Origin of the sequence: Erwinia sp. MMLR14_017, from assembly GCF_033657285.1 — a bacterium.
GTDB lineage: Bacteria > Pseudomonadota > Gammaproteobacteria > Enterobacterales > Enterobacteriaceae > Erwinia.
In genome coordinates, this window is sequence record NZ_JAWVWP010000002.1 from 165,069 (window position 1) to 186,665 (window position 21,597).

Here is a 21,597-nt window from a genome sequence, read left to right on the forward strand (position 1 = left end):
GATTACGAATCTTGTACTGTGACCGTCGCTTGTTGTGTCAGCAGCGCCCGTACCGTCTGATGTCGGTGCCAGTAATAGCCCAGCGTATTCTTGAAATTTTCAATCTCCTTTTTCAGTCCCGGCAGGCGGATTTCACTGCGTTTTTTGCCGTGCGTATTCGTTTGCATATGTCGCACATACAAAATATCTCTGCCGAAGCTGCGGATAACATTGAGGTCTTTAACATTATCCCATTCCAGTAGCTCAGCCGTTTGCGGCTTCACAATACCCTGCCAGGTAATTTCTATCTGCGAGCCATCTTTTAGCGTAAAGGGAACATTCGGGAAATGCTTAAGCACCAGCGCGATCTCAGTTTCTCCCGTGGGCTGATAGCGCCAGGCCAGGCTCTCTTCATGCGCAGAAGAGAAATCGCGTTCATATTTCTGCCACAGTTGTTGTTCAATAAGATCGGCAACAGGCATTAAATCGACCCAACTCTCTGTGGGGAGTTCCGCTGCTACAGCGGCATACCCGATCTCTTCCACGGAATAGCCCACATTACGCATCCTTTCCGTCAGCGGCGGGTGTGAATCAAACGGATGCGGCACATTCTGTTCACGCATGATGCTGATAAATTCTGATGAGCCAACATGTTGCGACAGACCGACAGCAATCGCTTTACTGATCCCCAGTTCATTCTCATGCAGCATGTTATTTTCAAAGAGGTTTCGTTCTACTTCGTTACGGTAACTCGCATACGCGGAGACTTTGATTAAGGATTCAATTATCGCGGCGGGTGAGGTAAGCGCGGAGGCATTGCGATCGGCCACGAACTCACGTTCACGGCTGTTACGCTGCCATGCCAGTTCAAAGAGTATGCGATACAGATAGAGCGGATAGAACACGATAAGCGTGGCCACATTCTGGCCCATCAGCTGCATATAGAGATCGAAATTGTGTAGCTTCGGCCCCAGTAATGCGCTCGAAGCGGTGTCCCCTTCATGCAGGTGAGTCAGCTCATGTACCATGACACCATCAGCCTGCGCGGTGGTGAGCTGACGCAAGAGAGGAATACTGACATAGAGTTTACGGCCGGTTAACGGGTGCTGATTAATGCTCAGCGGCGCTTCTGTCACGTAAAAATTCGTGTCAATACCGGCAATAATATGGTCCGGCGGTGAGGTGCCCACCCTGGCGGCCAGCGCATCAATGCGTGACCAAAGAGCAGGAGCTGCTTCGCGGAGCACTACTTCGCCTTCGACACTCTCTTCAGGCGGAAGCTTTTTAAAGATGCCTTTGATCATGTAGTACATACCGGCCAACACCAGCAGTCCCACTGCCATCACCAGCTTTGGATAGTAAGTTTGCGTGAAGAAGGCGGTCCCCCAGAAGGAGAGCCATACCAGCATAGCTCCCTGCACTATCACCTCCAGTGAACACACCAGCATCAGGAACCGACGCGCCAGCGTCAGACTCAATAGCTGGCTCCGACGGTTTCTGAAGGCCAGTGCGCTGAGTAACAGCACCATCAGCAGCACTATGCCGCTGGCGATCAGGGTCCAGAAGGCTACTTTATCCATCATAGAGAACTGCCACAGTTCCGATTTCGGGGCGCAGACTGCGTTTTTATAATCGAGCAGATCGTCAGTGACCGGCCCGCAGACGCTTGAAGGGGGATTCTGTTGCAGAAAATCTGTGAGTTTACCTACATCCTGATTTTGTCCCCGCGCATCCTCAATAAAAATCTGGGTATATTGCTGATTAAGCGCGTTGTTACCGTATTCGGCAAAAACTAACGTGATGGCTGGGATGAGAAACAGCGTAAACAAAAGCCAGAAAAATACCTTTGCATAACCCTTTTTCAATTCGGTTATTTTTTTCAAAATAATAAACTCATTAAATGTTGGTGGAAGGGATAAGCTGCTTTTATCAGATAATTCCGGAAAATACCCCTGCACAAGGGAAATGGTTGAAATCCGTTTCAGCATGCTTTGTCTGTATTATGAATATTTTTTCTTAGTAAGGATCATATTAAGGTATTAATGGCTGAGTTAAACGCTATGCATGTAAGAAACTGCGATTATGGTGTTTTTTCCTCTCTAAAGGCGGTTTTTTGAAACAATCGCATGGGGAGCGGGATCGGCAAAGCGGATATGAAAAAGTGATAATATCACTATTAAATCCGTGGCCTGAAACCCCTCGCTATAATGAAAAGAATATGTTAATTTTTACGCCAAGCTTACCTCTCCCTATAAAAAACAAGGATAAATAAGATGATAGTCTGGAGCGGAGTTGGTTTTTTTATTGCACTGCTAATTTCAGTTTCTTATATCTTATGCAAATGGCTGGTGGATCTTTTTTATTATGATGGCTATTTTTTAACCCACCTGTGGGCAACAGGTGTGACCTTGATTCTTTCAGCCATACTTTGTGCGGCTTTGGTCTGGGTACTCAGGCAGGAGAAATGGCTGGATGCGCTGGCAAAAAAAACGCAAAGCCGACCAATGATAGCGCCGGAAAAAACACATAATTTCTTTTTTATTCCTGTCCTCTACTGGCCAGTCATCCTTCTTTTATTGGGTTCAGGAATACTTGTCTGGGACTTGATGAACTAGCCTTACTGTATTACTTACACCAAACCTGCTCTCGCTGCATCAGCGAAAAGTAAAAGCAATAATATAAGGCGTTCACGATGAAATTAAGTAAATTGTTAAATATAACCGGTGCAATGTGTCTGGCAGCTGCGGTTGGCTGCACGGTTAATGTGGCATCTGCGGCTGAAGTTAAAGCGGCGGAAAAAACAGCCACCAATACGGAAACACTCTCTTTACTGGATGGAGAACAGGTTTTCAAATTGCAGGGCTATGTAGCTCAGCCTGTTCCGGGCGGCGCGCCGGGAAAAATGTATGTCAACAAACAGGCCAAACGTGTGGTGCTGATTGGCGAAGATGAAATACCCCTGATTGCCCGTGCCTCCAGTGATAGTGATTTTCTTGATGGCATGAAATCTATCAAGGATCAGCAGAAGGCAAGCTCGCCAGCCTACACAGTCGTCAGTGAAAAAACTGAAAACGCGAAGGGGCTGGAGGTATATCACCTTGAAGCCACTAACAATATGGGCGGCAATGATGTGTTGCAGGCAACCTTACTTGCTGTAGCCCACAATAAATTTACCGTTATCCAGGTCATTTCCAATCACAAAGATAAGTCGGGGCACCTCGCCGCCGTAAACAATATTCTCGGAAAATAAAATTATAAACATTGCCTGTTGATCTGCTTTGGTTTGATCAATATGGCGATGTTAGCCATCTGCGTTTCTGGCACAGAGCAAACGTCCAGCCTGGTAATCTGATTATAATATGCTCAGAAAAATGGGCTGGTACGTGAGCTGAGCTGCTTTTATAAACGTCAACTGGTGGGCAACGGGCGTATTAGCAGGCGTACCTGCCTGCCGCGATAGTGAACATAGTTTTGGAACTGAAAACCAAAACGCCCGGCCAGATAATTCGAACGCTGATTTTCTTCGTCAATAATACAGCAAACCTGAGAAGCTAAGGTCTTATCGGCCCATTGCAAAATAGCGGCCAGCGCTTCAGCGGCATAACCTTTGCCACGCCCTTCAGCAATCAGCGTCCATCCAGCCTCAGGGCAGGTTAACGCCGGTGTAATATCGCGATGTGCATCCTGAAAACCAAACGAACCCACATACAGGTTCGTTGCTTTTTCAAATACAGCCCAGTAACCATATCCCAAAGCCTGCCAGTGTCCGATATAACGTAGTAAACGGGTCCAGACCATTTCTGCCGTCGGATTTTCCCCGCCATTAATCTTAGCCATTTCAGGAGTAGCCCAGCTTGCCTTAAGGGCGGAAAAATCATCAAGCGTGAACTGCTTTAAAACCAGGCGTTCTGTCTCTAACTGAGGTGCTTGCTGTATAACCATTTATTCTCCTGAAAAAATAAGCTCAGCCGCGCTGACTGATTTATCCTTATGCCGTTGGCGTACAACTAAATGCGCTGAGAGCGGTTATATGGACTTTATTTTACTTCCGAAAAAGTTTTGGATAACGTGCTTAATACTTCATTCATTCCCCTGCTGATGATCCGATCCTCCCGCATTACCGTCCCGAGAGTCCGGCAAAGAGAAGGAGTCATGGAAGAGAGGCTCAGTCCCTCTCTTTCTTCCAGCCCTGCAACAGACATTCGGGGGACGATGCTGTAACCCAGACCGGCACGAACCATCCTTTTAATAGCTTCAATACTGCCAAGCTCCATCACGGGGCTGGCAACGTGCCCGGCCTGCTGGAACCATCCGTCAATCAGGGCACGTGTCCCGCTTCCGGGTTCAAAGATAATCAGCGGCAGTGACAAGAGGGCGTCCGGAGAGAGCGGTTTCGCGCTCTGCTCTGAGGCATCCTTTTCCATGATGATAATAAACTCATCTGTACCCAGTGGGCTGACGCTCAGGCATTTGCCTGCTGCTGGCAGCGTTACCAGGCCAATATCGATACGATTCTCCTCCACGCCCCGGACAATATCTGAAGTATTGCCAGTGCGTACGTCCACTTTTAACAGGGGATGTACCTCTCGCAGCTGCTGCAATAAGGGAGGCAGAAGATGAATACAGGCCGTTGCGCCTGTGCCAACAGTAACGGTGCCGGTTAGGTCGTCTGAATGCAGGGACACCGATTCAACTGCTGTACTTACCACTGCCGCAATTTTCATGCAGTGCTCCGAGAACGTCAGCCCGGCAGACGTTGGCCTTATCCCCCGGCTGGTTCGTTCAATAAGCCGGACCTGAAGCGTCTGCTCCAGCTGTCTTATCTGCAGACTTACTGCCGGCTGCGACAGGCCGAGAGCTTCTGCCGCCCCTGAGAAACTGCCCCGGCTGATGACCAACCTGAAGGTTGTCAGGTGATCGAGGTTCAGGTTTGCCATGCCAAAGTTTTCCTTATACCGCTGATAAGTCCCGCTGCCTGCCTGAAATTATTCATCCGGGTTAGTCTCTGTTTCTGAGAGAAAAAGGAGCCGTACCGATGGAAGTAACCGAAGCAGATGAACGACATATTCCCGCCATACAACAGATTTATGCTTATCACGTATTACATGGCACCGCCACTTTTGAAACCGTGCCGCCGGATGAAACTGAAATGGCGATCCGCCTGAAAAAGGTGCTTGCAGCAGGGTTGCCCTGGTTTGTGGCGATTGATGCAGGAAACGTGCGGGGATACTGCTACCTCTCTTTTTACCGTGAACGATATGCCTACCGCTTCACTCTGGAAGACTCTGTATATATTGACCCCACTTATCAGGGGCGGGGTATCGGCAAACTGCTGTTGTCCCGTGCGGTAACGTGGGCAGAAGCCCGGGGTTTTCGTCAGCTCGTAGCCGTAGTGGGTAACAGCGAGAATAGCGCCTCTCTTGCTCTGCATCATGCTACTGGCTTCAGCATCACAGGCACGCTCAGGTCTGTAGGGTTCAAGCATGGACGCTGGCTTGATACGGTCATCCTGCAACGCATGCTCGGGACGGGGGACGCCACGTTTCCGGAGGACGCAGATTGACCGACGGGCAAAGGCCTTACTCCCTCTGGTGCTGTTTGATCCGCTGCGCTATGCCCGCAAAACAGGCGTACTGCTGTCACCGGGATTTTTCTTTGCGGCGCTGGCCCCCTCTGCTTATGCTCTGTTGATGGAGCATTACGGTATATCCGGCACGCTGCTTGTTTCCGTCATCCTTACCCTGTTTATTACGGCGATTTCCGTGGTGCTCTGGTATCGCCATTGCGGTTGCATGAAATAACGCCCATTTTTTACCGGAAAGACGCAATATTTTCCTCAGGATTTATTTAAATAATCAAATACCCCTTAAAAATAAGTGCACTTATGCCATCCTTTTTTGCGTGATCTCCGGTTATTACCTGACTCCTGCCCGGAAAATTCTTCGTTATACCCCCCTTACAAGATTGTGATAAGCGTCTCATTTTCATTTGTGATCGCCGTCAACTAATAGCAACTTTTGATAGTTAAGCTCATGGTTCCTTTAAATATCCTTAATTATCAATCTGATGTTTATCTGTCATTACCAACTTCAGTCATTGTTCAGAAGGGGGGAGTTATGAGGATAATGTAAACGCCTCCTCACACTTCGCTCCGGCCTTTCAGGCACAGTAATAACGCCTGTTTCTGCCGGAACCCTATTTACCTTACAGGTGAAAATATGAAAGCGTTGACATTACTGGCCGGTACCATGGCTGCTCTGATGATATTTTCCGTGCAGGCGAAAGAGATGAAAGTAGGCGTTGCCCTGGCTAACTTTGATCTCAACTTTATTTCCATCCTCCGCAGCCAGATGGCGCTGGAACTCAAAAAGGAGGATCTCGACGGACAGTTTGTGGATGCCAAAGGCGATGTCGCACTACAGGCTCAGCAGGTTGATGATTTTATCAATCAGGGCGTGGATGCGATTATCCTGAATCCCGTTGACACGCAGGGTGTCAAACCCATGATGAATGCTGCCAGCAGCGCCGGTATCCCGCTTATTTTTGTTAACAGGAAACCGGAAGTAAAGCTCCCGGCCGGTATGGCTTATGTAGGCTCTGATTCCGCGCTGGGCGGTGAGATGGAAATGGAAGCGCTCGCTAAAAAAATGCAGTACAAAGGCAACGTGGCCATCCTGATGGGTGCCTTATCTAATGAAGAGGCCCGTGAGCGTACACGGGCCACCGAGGCGGTAATTGCCAAATACAAAGAGATGAAAGTTGTAGAAAAACAGACGGCAAAATGGCAGCGTAATGAGGCAGTTGACGTGGTTTCCAGCTGGCTGCTGAACGGCACACCCATCAATGCTATCGCCGCAAACAATGATGAAATGGCAATAGGTGCGATTATGGCGCTTAATCAGGCGGGGAATAAGGATATCCTGGTTGCTGGCATTGACGGCACACCCGACGGGGTTAAGTTTGTGCAGTCAGGCCGTATGACGCTGACGATTTTCCAGGACGCCCGTGGCCAGGCCACAGGGGCGGTAAAAGTGGCCCGTGCGCTGCTCGATAAGAAAAAGGTAGAAACCTATAACTGGATCCCTTACAAAACTATCACGCCAGAAAATTATCAACAGTTCAAGAACGCCGGTCAGTCCCGGTAATCTTCTGGCCCATTGCAGGATGGGCCGGTGTCGTTCCCGGCAGGGACGTAAAAAGCGAGGCCGATTATGCTAACGCATTGCCCGGACGATACCCGGATTTATCCCGATTTTGCTGACTCTTCCGCGCCAAAACTGTTATTTGTCTGCAAGACAGAAGGGGAGGAGTCCGCCATACCTCGCGTAATGCACCAGCATGATGACCGTATTGAAATCATGTTTATTGCCCGCGGGAGCGGTGACTATGTTATCGGCGGCAAAAATTATCTGGCTCAGGAAGGGGATATCCTGATTTTTAATTCTGGTGTGGTACATGATGAACGCCCTCACAGCAGCAGTGATTCAGTGATTTACAGCTGCGGACTCAGCGGTCTGAATATTAATGGACTGCCGCCGGATCATCTGCAGCCTCGCGAATACCGTGCGCTGGTAAAAAGTGGTTCACACTGCACCTCATTGCATGGCCTGTTTGAAACGCTTTGTTCACAGTGCTTTGGCAAAAATAAGCACTATGGCGTTGTGGCGCATCATGTGCTGAATGCCCTGCTGATTATTGTCCGCAACCTCTGTGAAGAACAGCAGGCGCGGTTTGATGAGACCTCGCTCTCACTCGGTGAGCAGATAAAAGATTTTATTGATGAAAATTACACCTCGCCTATCACTCTTGACGCCATAACACAGAAACTCCAGATCAATCGCTTCTACCTGATCCACGTCTTTAAGCAGTTTTCAGGCTATCCACCCAAACAGTACATTATCCGCAGGCGCGTAGGGGAAGCGCAGTCACTGCTGCTCAATACCGATCTGGGTGTTGCCGAAATAGCGGCAAGAGTGGGCTACGACAGCGTCAATAACTTTCATCGCGTATTTAAAATGATCGTTGGCATACCGCCGACGCAGTACAAAGTTCGCTGGATGGAGGGTATGAAGGCAACGTAAATGATGCACACTGACCCGGGGGCCAGTGTGCCGTCATTCAGATGGCAGGCAGGACGTAATCAGACCTTTCAACCATGGCAGCACGCCTGAGCAGTTCAACCGATTTAATGACACCTTCCATACGTGAAAGATTCATGTCTTCGTGCTCAATGCTTAACGTCAGCCCCGGATCGGCAAAATGTGCCAGAGCATAACAGAACTGATTCCACCATGGCTCGGGCTGACCATATCCCAGCGTAACATAAGACCAGCTGCGCTCGCGGCTCATCGTCATCGGACGGTTATCCAGTGCGGTCGCGGTCGCCCGGTTAACGCTGTCAGTAAACGTATCTTTGGCGTGAACGTGGTAGATCATACTGCCTGCTGAACGAATGAACTCAAGCGGGTCGCCTCCCATCCAGATAATATGGCTGGGATCGAAGTTAAGGCCCACCACATCCCCGGTAATTTCACGAAGTTGCCTGAACGTGGGCAGGTTATAGGCCAACTGCTGCCCATGCAGCTCAATACAGATCCGGACGCCGCTGTCACGCGCGACCTGTGCCAGGCTGCGCCAGTAGGATTCAGCCACTTCCCATTGGTGTGCCAGAATAAGCTGCGTTTCTGGCGGCCAGGCGGTCACAATCCAGTTGGGAAAGCTGTCACCGGGCGCGCCCGGCAGACCTGACATGGTTATGACATTTTCCACTCCCATCAACGCCGCAAGCTCAATCGTTTTATGCAGGCATGCAGAATGAACCCTGCCGGTATCAGCCGGATGCAGCGGATTGCCGTTTGCGTTGAGAGCCGAAAGGGTGAGACCGTTATCGCTCAGTCTGCTTTGCAACTCCTGCCGCGCTGCCGGGTTACTCAGCAGTTTATCCAGATCAAGATGGGGAGCGGTTGACCAGTTCCCGGTGGCAAACTCAAGGCAGTCGAGCTTTAAATCAGCAGCCGTTTTGATAACGTCTTCAACTGACAGATGGCTGAGACTGTCAGACACTAATCCAAGTTTCATGCTTTGTCCTCTTATAGCGAGACGGTAACAACTTTGCGGGTTTTAAAGGATTCGACCGCAGCTTCAGCGAGTAACAGGGCTTTCAGCCCATCGTCAGCGGTGGTCGGAACCGGTCGCCCTTCTTTGATTGCAGCCACAAAGGCTTTCCACTGCTCGCGAAAAGCCTCCTGATAACGTTCCAGGAAAAAGTGCAGCGGCTTCTGCGCCTGGGCGCCATATTCTTCAGTCACTTTAACCAGCGTTGTGGTAGGGACGTTCGCTACATACAGACACCCTTTCTGACCGTGCGCTTCAATGCGCTGGTCATATCCGTAACCGGAACGCCGGCTGTTATTGATTACGGCAATCTTGCCGGAGGCGGTCTGAAGCGTGATCACCGCAGTGTCCACGTCCCCGGCAGCCTTGACCGTGGGGCTGACCAGCGCCGCAGCGGTAACAGATACAGAGACCGGCTCTTCACCCAACTGAAAACGCGCCATATCGAAATCATGAATGGTCATGTCACGGAACATCCCTCCCGAAACCAGCAGGTAGTCATCCGGCAGAGGAGAGGGATCGCGGGAGTTAATTTGCAGATGCTCAAGCTCCCCGATCTCACCCGCTCTCAGCGCCCGGTTCAGGTGGGCATGGTTAGGGTCGAAACGGCGATTGAAGCCGATCATAAAAGGCACCCCGCGCTCATTAACCTCAGCAACGCAGGCCCGGACGCGCTCAATATTCAGATCGATAGGTTTTTCACAAAATATGGCCTTGCCGGCACGGGCGGCCTGCAATGAAAAATCAGCATGGGTATCTGTGGATGTGGCAACCAGAACAATATCCACTTCCGGATGCGCTATGGCCTCCTCTGTGCTGAGCACGCGCGCTGAAAATTTCTCAGCCAGGCTTTCCGCTGCTGCCGGGAAAAGATCGGATACCGAAAATAAAACGGTATCAGGATGATCGTAAATATGGCGGGCGTGGACTTGTGCAATTCTTCCTGCACCCAATAACGCGACTTTCAACATGGTTGACCTCTGACAGATAATTTCCCCGGAAATGGACCCGGAATAACAGCAATATTCAGACGTGCGCGCGGGCCGCACAAAATACCGCCACCACTACAAAAGCATATGGAATGAACTTAAACATAAAGAATGTATTTTTCAAAAACATTATCTAATGAAATTTTATTTTTGTGATATGGGTGCTAAATACGCGAGATGTGTTAAAAATTGCTATTTGTAGGCTATTAATATAACTGCATTTTAATGAATTCAGCGCATTTTTTGGGCGACTTATCCAGGAGCAGTGCCGTGTGGGAGTGCATTACCCGGAACAGATAAAAGTTTTTCAGACAAACAGGGAAGAGAAATATGCAGAAATAACAAATAAATAATGTAGTAATTTCAATTAATTAAGCAAAATAATTGTGATGGCTGGATTTGGGCAGTAACGCAGTAAACGTGAAGAAGTTCACAGGGTAATAACATTTAACGACAGATCACAACTTCTGGTATTGGAATATTTGTTTCATTACGGGCTAATAAAGAGGTTATTAATTCAGTGCTGAAAGAAGCACCGACGGCTTTTCATTTACTGCGCCCCGGCGCGTTTCTGTTATGTGAAATAATTAAACCTACCAGGACGACGATTTATGAGTGAAGACAAGCTGGCAAGCAAGATAAATCAGGAAAAGGTCTCTTCAAAAGGCCCGAATATGAAGCGCATAACCATTGTTTCCACCATCGGCGGACTCTGTTTTGGCTATGACACCGGGGTAATCTCGGGCGCATTACTGTTTATGAATGATGACCTGAACCTCTCTCCTTCAGCCGAGGGGTTTATTACCTCCTCACTATTATTTGGCGCAGCGTTTGGCTCCCTGCTGGGCGGAATGCTCTCTGACAAGCAGGGAAGACGTAAAAACCTTCTGTGGGTCGCGGTGTTTTTTGTCTTTGGTGCCCTGGCCACCTCTTTTGCGTGGGATGTCAATTCGATGCTGGTGGCGCGCTTCATTCTGGGACTCGCAGTTGGCTGTGCGTCGGTTACGGTACCCGTTTATATCGCTGAAATGGCGCCCGCAAACCAGCGGGAAAAACTGGTAACCGTTAATGAGCTGATGATAGTCACCGGGCAGTTTCTGGCCTATTCCGTTAATGCCGGTATCGTTAATGCTTATCCGGAACTGAGCCACAGCTGGCGTATTATGCTGGCTATACCGGCTATACCCGGCATCATCCTGTGGATAGGGATGATGATGATGCCTGAATCCCCCCGCTTTTTCCTGCAACGGGGTCAGGAGAGTGAAGCCAGAAAAGTTTTAAGCAGCATTCGCGAGCCTCAGGTTGTCGAGAAGGAGATCAGAGATATTCGCACCATCATTGCGATGGACTCACACCCGGTTAGCCTGCGTAAAGAACTCAGTAAAAAGTGGGTGTTAAAACTCATTCTTATCGGGCTGATGATCGTTCTTGCCACGCGCGTGACCGGGGTAAATACCATCATGTACTACGCACCGACGGTATTAAAGTCAACGGGACTAGGTGATGCCGCAGCCGTAACGGCCGCCGTAGCAAACGGCCTGATTTCCATTCTGGCTACGGTGCTTGGCATGATGATCATCGGTAAACTCCCACGCCGGAAAATGTTCCTGACCGGTCAGATAGGTGTCACGCTGGTACTGGTGTTAATAGGACTTTCGTTCAGGATGTTTTTCCACAGTGAGACGATCAATGGGGTGGACGTACTCAAGGGCAACTTTGCGGGCGCCAGCTATATTATTCTCGCCCTTATGTCGCTGTTCCTCGTCTTTATGCAGGGCTGGATAGCCCCGGTTTTCTGGCTCATGCTCTCTGAGATCTACCCACTGCGCATACGCGGCCTTGGAATGGGCATAGCGGTCTTCGGGCTTTTTGGCTTTGATTTCGTCATACAGTCACTCTTCCCGATCATGCTCCATGCCTGGGGAGGCGGAGCCACGTTCGGCATATTTGCGCTCTCCAACCTGGTAATGCTGGTATTGCTGTTCAGGTACCTTCCTGAAACACGCGGGCTTACGCTTGAAGAAATTGAAAAAAAATTCAGGCAGTAAACAGCGTCCCTGTAATTCCGTCATTTATATCAACTCAGGAGAGAACATGATGAAGATAACAGCTGAAGAAGTGACGCTCGGTTGCCGGGCGAAAAACCGCGATGATGTACTGCGACAGGCTGCATTTGAACTGGCAGCCAGGGGCTGCGTGGATATCGGTTTCAGCAAGGCGTTGCTGGACCGCGAAAAAGAGCTTTCCACCTGGATTGGTTCGGGGCTGGCAATGCCACATATCAACCGACGCGATGCCAGACGGGTTAACCGTAGCGGATTCCACTTTCTGCAATATCCTGAAGGGGTGTCCTGGGATAAAAGCCACGTAGCTTTTCTGGTGGTTGTGGTGGCGGCGAAAGACGGTGAGCATATCGACATGCTTTCCAGCCTTGCCGATCTGCTGGCTGATGAAAGGAAAGTGACGCGGCTCTCTCTGGCAGCCAATAAAGAAGCGTTTCTCAACATACTGAACGATCAGGAATAGAGAGCATTTCATCAGGAAACGTGACGGCTCCTGGTGTGTCATCACTTCAGGACCAGTTAATAACAGAATATAACCAGCATCTTAGTGATTTAAATTAGCTTTCAGACTTGTTGATATGGTGGCGCATGGCTTAAGGGCATCCGTTAAGCCTCCGATCACCCTTTAGATCTGTGCGGCTCAACTGAACTGCTCCCTGTTGATTACCGCTTCCTGATGCCAGAAATGATCGCCCCCTGGCACTAATCAGACCGCAGGGAGTTGCTTCAGCCAGGAGCGAAAAGCAGAAGTGACAGTCCCGTGCCGCAATAAAATATGGCACTTCAGTACTTCTCTTTTCAAAAGGGATAGAGGCTGAAGGCTGGCCGTGTGCGACGGTTTTAGTGAACAAAAATAATTTCAGGTAGCGTCTGTATCAAAAAATCATAAGGGCTGGTCGTTGCCTCCATACGGATGCGTATCATAACGCCTTCATAGAGATGAATAACCATCGCGGCAGCGCTTTCAGGCGTCAGTGTCGGTGACAGCGTCTGAATCAGCTGAGCTTCGCGAAACAAGTCGATAAGATCCCGCTCCCAGCGATTAAACAGCGCCAGCAATTTTTGCCTGATCTTCTCATGGTGGACTGCCCCCGTCTGACCAAGAATTCCTGCAAGACAGCCAGCTGTTTCCGGTTGCTGTTCAATATACTCCCTGTGTCTTGTCAGCCAGGTCTTCAAACGTTCGCAGGGAGTCAGGCTGCTGTTACAGAGAGTCTCTGCTCTCAGCCCGGTAAATGAGGCGAAATAGGCATCCAGCGCAGCGCAGGCAAATTCCTCTTTACTGGGGAAAAGATTGTAAAAAGAGCCCTTTGGCATACCTGCCTCATTCAGAATGGCGGTGATCCCTCCTCCTTCATAACCGTGTTTAAGAAAAACGCTGATGCCGGAACTCACCAGCCGTTTGCGCGTATCACTCTTTGCCATAATAATTAGACCGATCTACTTATTTACTAAAACTATAACGGATGAGGGAAGGCAATGCCATCAGATAAAGCAGTCACTCAGCATGCCTCGGGACTCATCATGGTGTTTTCATCAGCCGTTTTGTGGAGCACGGCCGGTATTTTTGTCAGGCAACTCGATATGAACACCTGGGCCATGGTCGCCTGGCGCTCCCTGTTTGCTTTCATATCGCTCGGCCTGTTACTGGCAGCGGGCGGTTATCTGCGCCACTTTTCGTTGCGGCGCGATGTGGGATTACCGGGATTAATAACAGCTATGGTTATGGCTTTATCCATGTTCTGTTACGTAGCGGCGCTGAAGCTTACCAGCGTTGCCGGTGTGATGACGGTCTATGCCACCATTCCTTTTTTTGCCATGGGAATAGGCTGGCTAATGCTCAGGAAAAAAATCGCCAAACGCGCGCTGCTTTCCGCAGCGGTGAGTCTGACAGGCGTGATCCTGATGGCTGCTTCGGCGACGGGTCCGGCAGATATTTCAGGTAATCTGCTGGCTCTGGCGATGACCGCTGGGTTTGCTGCCAGCATTGTGATGTCTGGTAAGTGGCCGGGGATGAATCTGCCGGCCGTCACGGCGCTGGCCTGCGCACTCTGCGGCGCATTCTGTTTTATCATGATGCCGGGAGGCCTTCCCCTTCCCGGTATGCAGGATATGGGATGGCTGCTTATTTTTGCGCTGGCCACTCAGAGTCTGAGCTATCTGCTGTTTATGACCGGAAGCCGATATGTAGTCCCGGCAGAGGCGAGCCTGATTGCACAGGTGGACATCGTGCTGGGTCCTTTCTGGGTCTGGCTATTGTTCGGGGAACAGCCCACCCGATACACGCTACTGGGCGGGAGCATAACCTTCATTGCTGTAACACTTTATCTTGTGAGTGAATATTATCTTAAAAGAAAAACTGCCCGGCCTGGCTGAGGCTAACGCTGTTTCAGAGAGGAAAATTGATTTATATATTAATTGATTAGTGTATCAACGGGAGTTACTCATATTGAATTGTTCCCTGTAAATTAACTCACTGTGAGTTGTAATGGCCGCTTCTGGTCCAGAATTGCCTGGAGCGGATATGAGCGAGGAGCGGCTGTGGGTACTGGCAAGAAACAAAAAGGGCGATGTCATAGGATGCGGAACTGACCCACAAAGCAGCCTTACACGAGCCCGTGGTCCGCTTTGAGCGAAAAGCGGACATTGAATATTCGTCTGAATTGACCCCATGACTAACAGGGATAGAAGAACAAACAGACTGTGAAGATGTGACGGTGACCAGGATTGGCGATAAGCCGAATTCTCTTTCCGGGTAGAGCAGCGCCGTCACAGACGATGCCACATAAAAGATGGCAGGCAAGATTAGGGAAGAGCGTCCCGCGCTGCATGGGGGTTATTCGCCGGTGATTTGGCTTGTCAGGCTTGATTGCGAAGAAGGCCGGGGGTGATCGCGGTTCCAGGCAATGCTCTTTGTCCTGTGCCCCCGGCGGGATCGTTATTCAACCACAATGACTTCTTCGGTCACGAGCCGGACAACGGAAGTCAAGTCGATGAAGTTCACGTGATCGGGATCCACCCTGGTTGCAAAGTTGTCCGACTGGAAGAGTTTGTTCATGTCGTCACTGTTGTCGAACCACGCCTCCACCATGGCGTCGAACCGTGGTTCCTCTGAGGTCGCATAATCCGCGGGGTATGAAACCACAAAGCGGCGGATCTTTTTCGCTTCGGGAATTGCAAAAAGCATTGGGGCATGAACGTCCCGACGATAGTCCCTGAATTCCTGAATGCCCATACCTTGCCGGCGCTTGAAACCGATAACGACTTTGATCATGAAAATATCCTTTGACGGTGAGTAGTCGGTGCATCTGCTTCGACAAAGAATATCCATGAAAGTCGAAACAAACTATGTTTGAATATCCCTATTACTTTCGAGATTGTCCCCATGGTTGCTGATCCTTTATCCGATATTCTCTCGCTATTGACGCCGAAATCCTACATTGCGGGTGGATTTGACTTCGGGGGGAAATGGGCGATTCAGTTCGAGAAGCATTCTGGCCTCAAATATTTTGCGCTCGTATCTGGCAGCGCCTGGCTCGCCGTCGAATGCGGGCAAGATCCGATAAAGCTTGAGGCGGGTGATTGCGTCCTGTTACCGAACGGACGTCGGTTCCTGATTGCTCAAGACCTCGCCTTCGAGCCAGTTGGCATTGCCACTCTACCCGAAGAAAGCTGGAACGGCGGTATCGCGACAGTGAACGGCGGCGGAGAAACGACAATGCTCGGCGGCCATTTCGGATTCGCCGGTGAACATATCGACCTCCTGCTCGGGTCAATGCCTGCCATCATTCGGCTCCGCGACGAAGATGATAAGGCAGGTCTGCGATGGGCCCTCGACCGTATGCGACAAGAGCTGTTCGGAGCGCAGCCGGGTGGCAAGCTCGTGGTGCAGCATCTCGCTCATTTAATGCTGGTTCAGGCGCTACGACTTTATCTCGCTCACGGCGTGGGAAGCGGGGTCGGCTGGCTGTTTGCACTTAGTGATGAAAGGATCGCGGCTGCTGTTGGCGCAATTCATGCGAGCCCAGGCAGCAGATGGACCTTGCCGGGACTTGCGCAAAAGGCTGGGATGTCTCGATCCAAGTTCGCACTCAGGTTCAAAACCCTATCCGGAGCGTCGCCAATTGAATATCTGACACGATGGAGGATGATGATTGCATGTCACCGGCTCACCAGTGGCACTGAATCTGTTTCCAGGATCGCGCTGTCACTAGGCTATGAATCAGAAGCTGCATTCAGTACAGCGTTTCGACGACTCATTGGATGTTCGCCACGACGGTATTCTTTGAAAAATAAGTCGCTAAACGAAGCTGCTGATTAGTATTTATGCCACTGATGAAGTGACCTGCCTACAGTGAGTGATTAGCATACACCAATGTCAGCAACGTCCGCTCCTGGCACAGAGCTGACCACGCCTCACGATAAAGACTGTCGTGGAGCAGTAATCACTCTATAAACTGAGTGTTGTCATTAACAACGGAGGCCAGGTCAGCAGATATACAGACATGCCAGGAGCATCTTGCTTACCCGTGAAGGTTCATTCAGAACGCTCAGCGCAACAGGCATAGCATCCCTGTTTCGCATTATGTATATGGATATAACTAATCAGCGGATCGGCAAAAAAAAGGCCTATAAGATTTTCAGAAAATTTTCCCTCACAGATATCTGCCTCTCTTAAAAAGTGTTTCTCATCATATGCCCGTAATGACATAACTCTGGCTTTCATAACTTCAGGTAATTCGTTGATGTAAATGCCTTGTTTGGTACATCCCTCCCAAATATATATTGCATGAGAGCCGAAATAGGGTGTATTTGCAGGCTGATAGATATGGTTGATAAGAAGAGCGGTTTCGCCAGCAGGTATATCGCACAATGATATTCTGTCAGGATAGCCAGGAGAACTAACAACGGTTTGTCTGATTGCACCGTATCTTTTTAAATAGGTATCGCTCTGTCCAAAAAGGTGGGTGAACTGTTCGGCTTTCAGACCAGAAATTCTGTATTTCATAATGTCTCCTGTCGTTTTCAGCATTACACTAGCTGGTATTTGGAGGACAAACTCGCTGTTATCGGTCAGGGAAATATTAGTGACTGGCCAGTATGAAAATTGTGCATGTCGATGCCGCTTGTTAAGAAGCAACATTGTGCGGAAGCTCGGTAGGCTAAGAGCGAGGAGCGGTTAGCCGTCAGTCATCCCGGCATCAGCAGAGTTGTGACGCCGCCTCAGAATTACTCAGCGAGCTGTGCTGCTCTGGCGGCATTAATGGCTGCAAGATTGGCCTCTGCCCAGTGAGCCAACGCCTGCAGTGGGACGATCAGTGATTGGCCGCTGTCAGTCAGCGCATACTCGACCTTAGGAGGGACGGTAGGAAAGACCGTCCTTTTAACAAGCCCATCGTGTTCCAGGCCGCGAAGCGTCAGCGTCAGCATCCGGTGTGATATTCCCTCCACCGATCGGAGAAGCGCGTTGAACCGCATTGGTCCACACGATAACCGTCCAACCACCATAATGGTCCATTTGCTGCCGATCCTGTCGAGTACCTGACCGAGCGCCTTACACCGGCTGTGGTTATCCTCTTTCGGGCTACTGTCTGTTTCCGGGGCAATGAAATTTTCCTGCGCTTCCATCTTTTCCTCTTTTGCATTACGCACATGTTTGTTCGTTAAGAACAGAAACCATCACTCTTGTCAGCATCCTATCTGAAGTGTAATTTCAAACGAACAATTTGTTTGTAACGTCAAAAAGGTAACCACATGAAAATCGGCGTCAGTGGTGTAAGCGGTAAACTCGGACAAAAGACCCTTCAGTTTCTTCTGAATAAAAATGCCGGGCATACACTGGTGGGAATTTCCCGCACGCCAGATGGGCTTCCGGACAATGTGGAGGCCCGTGCGGGTGATTACAATGATCGTTCCGGGCTGGTCAATACCTATCAAAGTCTTGACCGTTTGCTTCTCATTCCGGGTTCAGACCTGACTCCCGGCGTGCGGGGCGCGCAGATGAAAGCTGCCATCGATGCGGCCTGTCAGGCAGGAGTCGGACATATCTTCATGCTCTCAGCAGCCGGAACGAGAGAAGATACTTCTGCAATAGGAGAAGCTTACTGGTCGGCAGAACAGGCGCTCATCAGGACCGCACCCCGCTGGACCATCCTGCGTATGAATTATTATGCAGAATCAATGGCTGAAGAAATTCAGATGTCCCTTAATCAGGACAGTCTGGCCGGTTTAGGTCAGGAAAAAGTGGCCTATGTATCACGGGAGGATGTGGCCGCCGCCGCCGCCGCCGCTCTTCTTTCCGAAGGTCATGGAGGAGCCATTTATAATCTGACGGGGCCTGAAATTATCTCCGGCGAGCAGCGTGCCCGACTTGTGTCGGAGTTGCTCGGAAAAACAATACAATACGCGTCAGTGACAGCCGGGCAACTGCAGGCTGGCCTCAGCCAGTCCGGGCTGCCGGACTTCATTATTAACGCCATTATTGAAATCAAAACCAATTTTGTTAAAGGCTACTTTGATGTGCTGACAGGAGATACTGAGCGCCTGTCGGGCCGTCCGGCTAAATCGCTGCGGGACGTGCTCCAGTCCACGTTGATCCAGAAATAATCGCGCTCTGCATAACGACAGCCGACGCAGTCCAGCCTTTCCAATCTGCTCTGCGTAATCAGAGCAGATTTTTTAATCCGGGAGCAGGCCAGTTCCTGCCTGCAACTGGTTCACACGGCCAAACCGCTGACCTCGCCTCAGCTCTGGTTCAGGCAGGCAAAGCTTTCTCAAATGCTTCCTGAGCCAGAAGGTTTCTTAAAACAGTGCCGGTTTTCTCGCAAAGCCCGGCACTATGGATACCCGTTTCAACCCCTGAAAGGCGTACTATGACGATGCATCAGTCAAAAAAATTTGAACTTGGCGTTTATACATTTGGTAATACCCCCCGTCTTGCAGATGGAGGCTATGCATCCACAGCCCAGGCCATACGAAATGCTCTTGAAGCAGTCCAGCTTGCAGAAGACGTCGGGCTGGATTTCTTTGGGTTCGGGGAACATCATACGAATTCTATGCCCCTGTCGTCCCCGACATCCGTTATCAATGCAGCCGCTGCCTTAACGAAAACGATTAAGCTCGGTGCAACCGTCTCGGTATTGTCTACGGATGATCCGATACGCGTGTTCCAGCAGCTTGCTACCGCAGATGCCGTTGCTCCTGGACGCATTGAGCTTGTCGCTGGTCGTGGGTCGTCAGCCATTACATTTTCACTGTTTGATTACCAGGAACAGGATTATGACATGCTCTTCAGTTCCAAACTCTCGCTGTTGCTCGAGCTGAACCGGTCAGCATGCATAAGCTGGAGCGGCCCGCACCGCCAGCGTTCTCTTGCTGGTGCGAAAATTTATCCACGTCCTGAAAATCCGCTGCGCCTCTGGCTGGGCTCTGGTGGAAGCCCCGCTTCAGTGATGCGGGCTGCAGAACTGGGACTGCCTCTTTTTCTTGGCATCCTCGGCGGCTCGCCGACACAGTGGGCGCGCTATGGACAAATTTACCGCGATGCATGGGCGAGGGCAGGTAATGTGTCAGGATCACCCGAAATTGCTGTAGCCACGCACGGCTTTATTGGTGAGCATGATAGCGACGCCAGGCAGCTGTATCTGGAGCATGAGTTACGTATGTTCAGAACCGGGCTTGCCGAGATCGGCCTGCCCGATTCTCCCCCGCCTGACAGGATAAAAGAATCTGGTCTGGATGGCATGGTATTCGCTGGCGGGCCAGAGAATGTTGCCGGACGTATTATTGGTCTGCAACGTCTTCTGGGACATTCCCGACAAATTTTACAGATGGATGTTGGCGGCTTGTCGCATTCTGCCTTTATGAAAAGCATTGAACTGTTGGGTACCAGGGTGCTTCCTGTAATCAGACGGGCTGTTTAACTGCAGAGCGGCCAGTTAAAACCATCACATACAGTCAGCCTTCGTCCTCTTATCCTATTATTCGTTCATTTCATGCAACAGTATGTCGCTCTCTGACTTATTTATCTCCCCTGGTCACGTGGATATAGTCCCCCTGTATTAACACACTGCCGCTCAGCGTTGCACAGTGCAAATGAGCAGTTCAAAGCTGTCTGCTGACAGGCTGATCCGGCAAAATACTGGCCTGGCAGACCTTCAGGACGGATGAGGCAGGCTTTTACCATGTACCTGTTCTGGTCACCGGTAAATCAGAAGCCGTGCTGATTGACTCAAACATTATCTATGCTAACGGACAGACGGTCGCGAACGCTATCAAAGCCAGCGGCAAACGTTTGACTACCTATATCACGACCAATGATCCGGACTATTACTTTGGCCTGGCACCGGTGCGCAGGGCATTCCCGGACGTGAAAATCATCGCGGCACCGGAAACCGTCGCGCTGATTAACACGATGAAAAAGCACTATCCTTCTGAAGCCATGGCCGCGACACTTGAACTCGGCGCTAAAGTTGCCAAAGGCGAAATGCGCTGGGATCATCAATAAAAAACGGCGCAACTTCCTGATTGCGCTTTTTTTCGTCTTTAATCTTTGGCCTTCAGGGCAGCCTGAGGTGCTCAACCAGATAATCAATCAGCACGCGCTGGGCCGGCGGCATCTTCTTGCGCGAAAGATACACCGCGCTGACGGTTAACCTATCCAGAGAATAGTCCGGCAGCAGCCCGACCAGCCTGCCTGCCGCAATATCCTGCTCTACGGCAAACAGAGGCAGAATGGCAATCCCTGCGCCCATCTTCGTCGCCCTAAGCAGAATTGCCGCCTCGTTGGTGCTGATGCTACCCGTTACCGGCAGGTTTACGATGTCGCTCTCTTGATGAAACCGCCACATGCTCTGCCCGAAGTAGGTATAAGTCAGGCAGTTATGATTTTTTAGGTCATTCAGACTGTCGGGCGTACCATGTTTATTCAGATAATCTCTGCTGGCGCACAGCACGGAGGAGCAGTATCCGAGATTACGGGCATAAAGGTTAGGGGCGAGCGAGCTGGAGATCCGGATGGCAAGATCGATGCCCTCTTCTGCCAGATCAACGGTCCTGTCCACGACCTGCAGATCGACCTGAATTTCCGGGTGAACGGCCAGGAAGTCAATAATCAGGCCCGTCAGGCAGTACTCCGCGAAGATAGAGTTGGAGGTGACCTTCAGCTTGCCCTTGGGCACAGATACAATATCAGGACTCATTGCCGCCAGCCCGTCCGTCAGCGCCCGGATATCCTGGCATAGCAGGAGAGCCTGCTCCCCGGCCACCGTCAGGCTGAGCTTTCGCGTCGTCCGGTGCAGCAGGCGCGAACCTGTCCACTCCTCCATCAGGGTGATGTAACGCGACGCCATGGCCCGCGATAAACCCAGATGTTCGGCCGCCGCCGAAATGCTCCCTCTTTTAACCGTTTCTGAAAACACTTCAAGCGCCTTGATTTTGTCCATTAGCTCATC

General features: G+C 50.5%; 23 protein-coding genes. 13 read left to right on the forward strand and 10 right to left on the reverse strand.

The features are described 5' to 3' along the window. Positions 1–2 precede the first annotated feature (2 nt). Positions 3–1,862 carry a M48 family metallopeptidase gene (locus SD961_RS03795; RefSeq protein WP_318789069.1) on the reverse strand — a complete coding sequence of 620 codons (1,860 nt, stop codon included), beginning with the start codon at positions 1,860–1,862 and terminating at the stop codon, positions 3–5. Between the two features lie 390 nt (positions 1,863–2,252). Here SD961_RS03795 and SD961_RS03800 point away from each other — a divergent pair, with 390 nt between their 5' ends. Both SD961_RS03800 and SD961_RS03805 read left to right on the forward strand, forming a co-directional pair. Then, on the forward strand, positions 2,253–2,594 hold the full coding sequence (locus SD961_RS03800; protein WP_318789070.1) for a hypothetical protein: 342 nt from the start codon (positions 2,253–2,255) through the stop codon (positions 2,592–2,594). A 77-nt stretch (positions 2,595–2,671) separates the two neighbouring features. Beyond that, a complete protein-coding gene (locus SD961_RS03805; RefSeq protein WP_318789071.1) occupies positions 2,672–3,229 on the forward strand; it encodes a hypothetical protein in 558 nt (185 codons plus the stop codon). A gap of 158 nt (positions 3,230–3,387) precedes the next feature. Here SD961_RS03805 and SD961_RS03810 read toward each other — a convergent pair whose 3' ends face one another. Further along, positions 3,388–3,921, reverse strand: coding sequence for a GNAT family N-acetyltransferase (locus tag SD961_RS03810; RefSeq protein WP_318789072.1), 534 nt, complete (start codon positions 3,919–3,921; stop codon positions 3,388–3,390). A gap of 95 nt (positions 3,922–4,016) precedes the next feature. Then, positions 4,017–4,916, reverse strand: coding sequence for a LysR family transcriptional regulator (locus SD961_RS03815; RefSeq protein ID WP_318789073.1), 900 nt, complete (start codon positions 4,914–4,916; stop codon positions 4,017–4,019). A 98-nt stretch (positions 4,917–5,014) separates the two neighbouring features. On the opposite strand from SD961_RS03815, the gene SD961_RS03820 reads away from it, so the two are divergent. The 4 genes from SD961_RS03820 to SD961_RS03835 all read left to right on the forward strand — a co-directional run bounded on the left by SD961_RS03820 (position 5,015) and on the right by SD961_RS03835 (position 8,060). Further along, entirely contained in the window at positions 5,015–5,542 is a 528-nt protein-coding gene (locus tag SD961_RS03820; protein ID WP_318789074.1) for a GNAT family N-acetyltransferase, read from the forward strand. Between the two features lie 28 nt (positions 5,543–5,570). Beyond that, positions 5,571–5,780 (forward strand): hypothetical protein, encoded by a 210-nt coding sequence (locus SD961_RS03825; protein WP_318789075.1) that lies wholly within the window; start codon positions 5,571–5,573, stop codon positions 5,778–5,780. Positions 5,781–6,197: 417 nt separating this feature from the next. Next, entirely contained in the window at positions 6,198–7,124 is a 927-nt protein-coding gene (locus SD961_RS03830) for a substrate-binding domain-containing protein (protein ID WP_318789076.1), read from the forward strand. A 66-nt stretch (positions 7,125–7,190) separates the two neighbouring features. Next, a complete protein-coding gene (locus SD961_RS03835) occupies positions 7,191–8,060 on the forward strand; it encodes an AraC family transcriptional regulator (protein WP_318789077.1) in 870 nt (289 codons plus the stop codon). Positions 8,061–8,097: 37 nt separating this feature from the next. On the opposite strand, the gene SD961_RS03840 is transcribed toward SD961_RS03835, so the two are convergent. Both SD961_RS03840 and iolG read right to left on the reverse strand, forming a co-directional pair. Beyond that, complete coding sequence (locus SD961_RS03840; RefSeq protein ID WP_318789078.1) at positions 8,098–9,057, reverse strand: sugar phosphate isomerase/epimerase; 960 nt, start codon at positions 9,055–9,057, stop codon at positions 8,098–8,100. 11 nt (positions 9,058–9,068) lie between these two features. Then, positions 9,069–10,064 (reverse strand): inositol 2-dehydrogenase, encoded by a 996-nt coding sequence (gene iolG / locus SD961_RS03845; protein WP_318789079.1) that lies wholly within the window; start codon positions 10,062–10,064, stop codon positions 9,069–9,071. A gap of 629 nt (positions 10,065–10,693) precedes the next feature. Here iolG and SD961_RS03850 point away from each other — a divergent pair. Both SD961_RS03850 and SD961_RS03855 read left to right on the forward strand, forming a co-directional pair. After that, positions 10,694–12,130, forward strand: a complete 1,437-nt coding sequence (locus tag SD961_RS03850; protein WP_318789080.1) for a sugar porter family MFS transporter — start codon at positions 10,694–10,696, stop codon at positions 12,128–12,130. A 46-nt stretch (positions 12,131–12,176) separates the two neighbouring features. Next, the gene (locus SD961_RS03855) at positions 12,177–12,608 is read left to right on the forward strand and encodes a PTS sugar transporter subunit IIA (protein WP_318789081.1); all 432 of its coding nucleotides are present in this window, start codon (positions 12,177–12,179) and stop codon (positions 12,606–12,608) included. Between the two features lie 377 nt (positions 12,609–12,985). On the opposite strand, the gene SD961_RS03860 is transcribed toward SD961_RS03855, so the two are convergent. Continuing rightward, positions 12,986–13,570, reverse strand: a complete 585-nt coding sequence (locus SD961_RS03860; RefSeq protein ID WP_318789082.1) for a TetR/AcrR family transcriptional regulator — start codon at positions 13,568–13,570, stop codon at positions 12,986–12,988. A gap of 54 nt (positions 13,571–13,624) precedes the next feature. On the opposite strand from SD961_RS03860, the gene SD961_RS03865 reads away from it, so the two are divergent. Further along, complete coding sequence (locus SD961_RS03865) at positions 13,625–14,521, forward strand: DMT family transporter (RefSeq protein ID WP_318789083.1); 897 nt, start codon at positions 13,625–13,627, stop codon at positions 14,519–14,521. A 562-nt stretch (positions 14,522–15,083) separates the two neighbouring features. Here the strand turns inward: SD961_RS03865 and SD961_RS03870 are convergent. Beyond that, a complete protein-coding gene (locus tag SD961_RS03870) occupies positions 15,084–15,419 on the reverse strand; it encodes an EthD domain-containing protein (RefSeq protein WP_318789084.1) in 336 nt (111 codons plus the stop codon). 78 nt (positions 15,420–15,497) lie between these two features. Here SD961_RS03870 and SD961_RS03875 point away from each other — a divergent pair, with 78 nt between their 5' ends. Continuing rightward, positions 15,498–16,466 carry an AraC family transcriptional regulator gene (locus SD961_RS03875; RefSeq protein ID WP_318789085.1) on the forward strand — a complete coding sequence of 323 codons (969 nt, stop codon included), beginning with the start codon at positions 15,498–15,500 and terminating at the stop codon, positions 16,464–16,466. A 216-nt stretch (positions 16,467–16,682) separates the two neighbouring features. On the opposite strand, the gene SD961_RS03880 is transcribed toward SD961_RS03875, so the two are convergent. After that, positions 16,683–17,153, reverse strand: coding sequence for a DUF1203 domain-containing protein (locus tag SD961_RS03880; RefSeq protein ID WP_318789086.1), 471 nt, complete (start codon positions 17,151–17,153; stop codon positions 16,683–16,685). Between the two features lie 221 nt (positions 17,154–17,374). Beyond that, on the reverse strand, positions 17,375–17,797 hold the full coding sequence (locus SD961_RS03885; RefSeq protein ID WP_318789087.1) for a helix-turn-helix domain-containing protein: 423 nt from the start codon (positions 17,795–17,797) through the stop codon (positions 17,375–17,377). 102 nt (positions 17,798–17,899) lie between these two features. On the opposite strand from SD961_RS03885, the gene SD961_RS03890 reads away from it, so the two are divergent. The 3 genes from SD961_RS03890 to SD961_RS03900 all read left to right on the forward strand — a co-directional run bounded on the left by SD961_RS03890 (position 17,900) and on the right by SD961_RS03900 (position 20,651). Beyond that, positions 17,900–18,751 (forward strand): SDR family oxidoreductase, encoded by an 852-nt coding sequence (locus SD961_RS03890; protein WP_318789088.1) that lies wholly within the window; start codon positions 17,900–17,902, stop codon positions 18,749–18,751. A 266-nt stretch (positions 18,752–19,017) separates the two neighbouring features. Then, positions 19,018–20,067, forward strand: coding sequence for an LLM class flavin-dependent oxidoreductase (locus tag SD961_RS03895; RefSeq protein ID WP_318789089.1), 1,050 nt, complete (start codon positions 19,018–19,020; stop codon positions 20,065–20,067). Between the two features lie 296 nt (positions 20,068–20,363). Continuing rightward, positions 20,364–20,651, forward strand: coding sequence for a hypothetical protein (locus tag SD961_RS03900; protein WP_318789090.1), 288 nt, complete (start codon positions 20,364–20,366; stop codon positions 20,649–20,651). Between the two features lie 52 nt (positions 20,652–20,703). On the opposite strand, the gene SD961_RS03905 is transcribed toward SD961_RS03900, so the two are convergent. Continuing rightward, on the reverse strand, positions 20,704–21,588 hold the full coding sequence (locus tag SD961_RS03905; protein WP_318789091.1) for a LysR family transcriptional regulator: 885 nt from the start codon (positions 21,586–21,588) through the stop codon (positions 20,704–20,706). Between the last annotated feature and the right edge of the window lie 9 nt (positions 21,589–21,597).

What these genes read in the sequence shown, in the direction of transcription:
- SD961_RS03800 (WP_318789070.1), top strand. Translation starts at nt 2,253, where the DNA reads ATGATAGTCTGGAGCGGAGTTGGTTTTTTTATTGCACTGCTAATTTCA.
- SD961_RS03805 (WP_318789071.1), top strand. Translation starts at nt 2,672, where the DNA reads ATGAAATTAAGTAAATTGTTAAATATAACCGGTGCAATGTGTCTGGCA.
- SD961_RS03810 (WP_318789072.1), bottom strand. Translation starts at nt 3,921, where the DNA reads ATGGTTATACAGCAAGCACCTCAGTTAGAGACAGAACGCCTGGTTTTA.
- SD961_RS03815 (WP_318789073.1), bottom strand. Translation starts at nt 4,916, where the DNA reads ATGGCAAACCTGAACCTCGATCACCTGACAACCTTCAGGTTGGTCATC.
- SD961_RS03820 (WP_318789074.1), top strand. Translation starts at nt 5,015, where the DNA reads ATGGAAGTAACCGAAGCAGATGAACGACATATTCCCGCCATACAACAG.
- SD961_RS03830 (WP_318789076.1), top strand. Translation starts at nt 6,198, where the DNA reads ATGAAAGCGTTGACATTACTGGCCGGTACCATGGCTGCTCTGATGATA.
- SD961_RS03835 (WP_318789077.1), top strand. Translation starts at nt 7,191, where the DNA reads ATGCTAACGCATTGCCCGGACGATACCCGGATTTATCCCGATTTTGCT.
- SD961_RS03840 (WP_318789078.1), bottom strand. Translation starts at nt 9,057, where the DNA reads ATGAAACTTGGATTAGTGTCTGACAGTCTCAGCCATCTGTCAGTTGAA.
- iolG (WP_318789079.1), bottom strand. Translation starts at nt 10,064, where the DNA reads ATGTTGAAAGTCGCGTTATTGGGTGCAGGAAGAATTGCACAAGTCCAC.
- SD961_RS03850 (WP_318789080.1), top strand. Translation starts at nt 10,694, where the DNA reads ATGAGTGAAGACAAGCTGGCAAGCAAGATAAATCAGGAAAAGGTCTCT.
- SD961_RS03855 (WP_318789081.1), top strand. Translation starts at nt 12,177, where the DNA reads ATGATGAAGATAACAGCTGAAGAAGTGACGCTCGGTTGCCGGGCGAAA.
- SD961_RS03860 (WP_318789082.1), bottom strand. Translation starts at nt 13,570, where the DNA reads ATGGCAAAGAGTGATACGCGCAAACGGCTGGTGAGTTCCGGCATCAGC.
- SD961_RS03865 (WP_318789083.1), top strand. Translation starts at nt 13,625, where the DNA reads ATGCCATCAGATAAAGCAGTCACTCAGCATGCCTCGGGACTCATCATG.
- SD961_RS03870 (WP_318789084.1), bottom strand. Translation starts at nt 15,419, where the DNA reads ATGATCAAAGTCGTTATCGGTTTCAAGCGCCGGCAAGGTATGGGCATT.
- SD961_RS03880 (WP_318789086.1), bottom strand. Translation starts at nt 17,153, where the DNA reads ATGAAATACAGAATTTCTGGTCTGAAAGCCGAACAGTTCACCCACCTT.
- SD961_RS03890 (WP_318789088.1), top strand. Translation starts at nt 17,900, where the DNA reads ATGAAAATCGGCGTCAGTGGTGTAAGCGGTAAACTCGGACAAAAGACC.
- SD961_RS03895 (WP_318789089.1), top strand. Translation starts at nt 19,018, where the DNA reads ATGACGATGCATCAGTCAAAAAAATTTGAACTTGGCGTTTATACATTT.
- SD961_RS03905 (WP_318789091.1), bottom strand. Translation starts at nt 21,588, where the DNA reads ATGGACAAAATCAAGGCGCTTGAAGTGTTTTCAGAAACGGTTAAAAGA.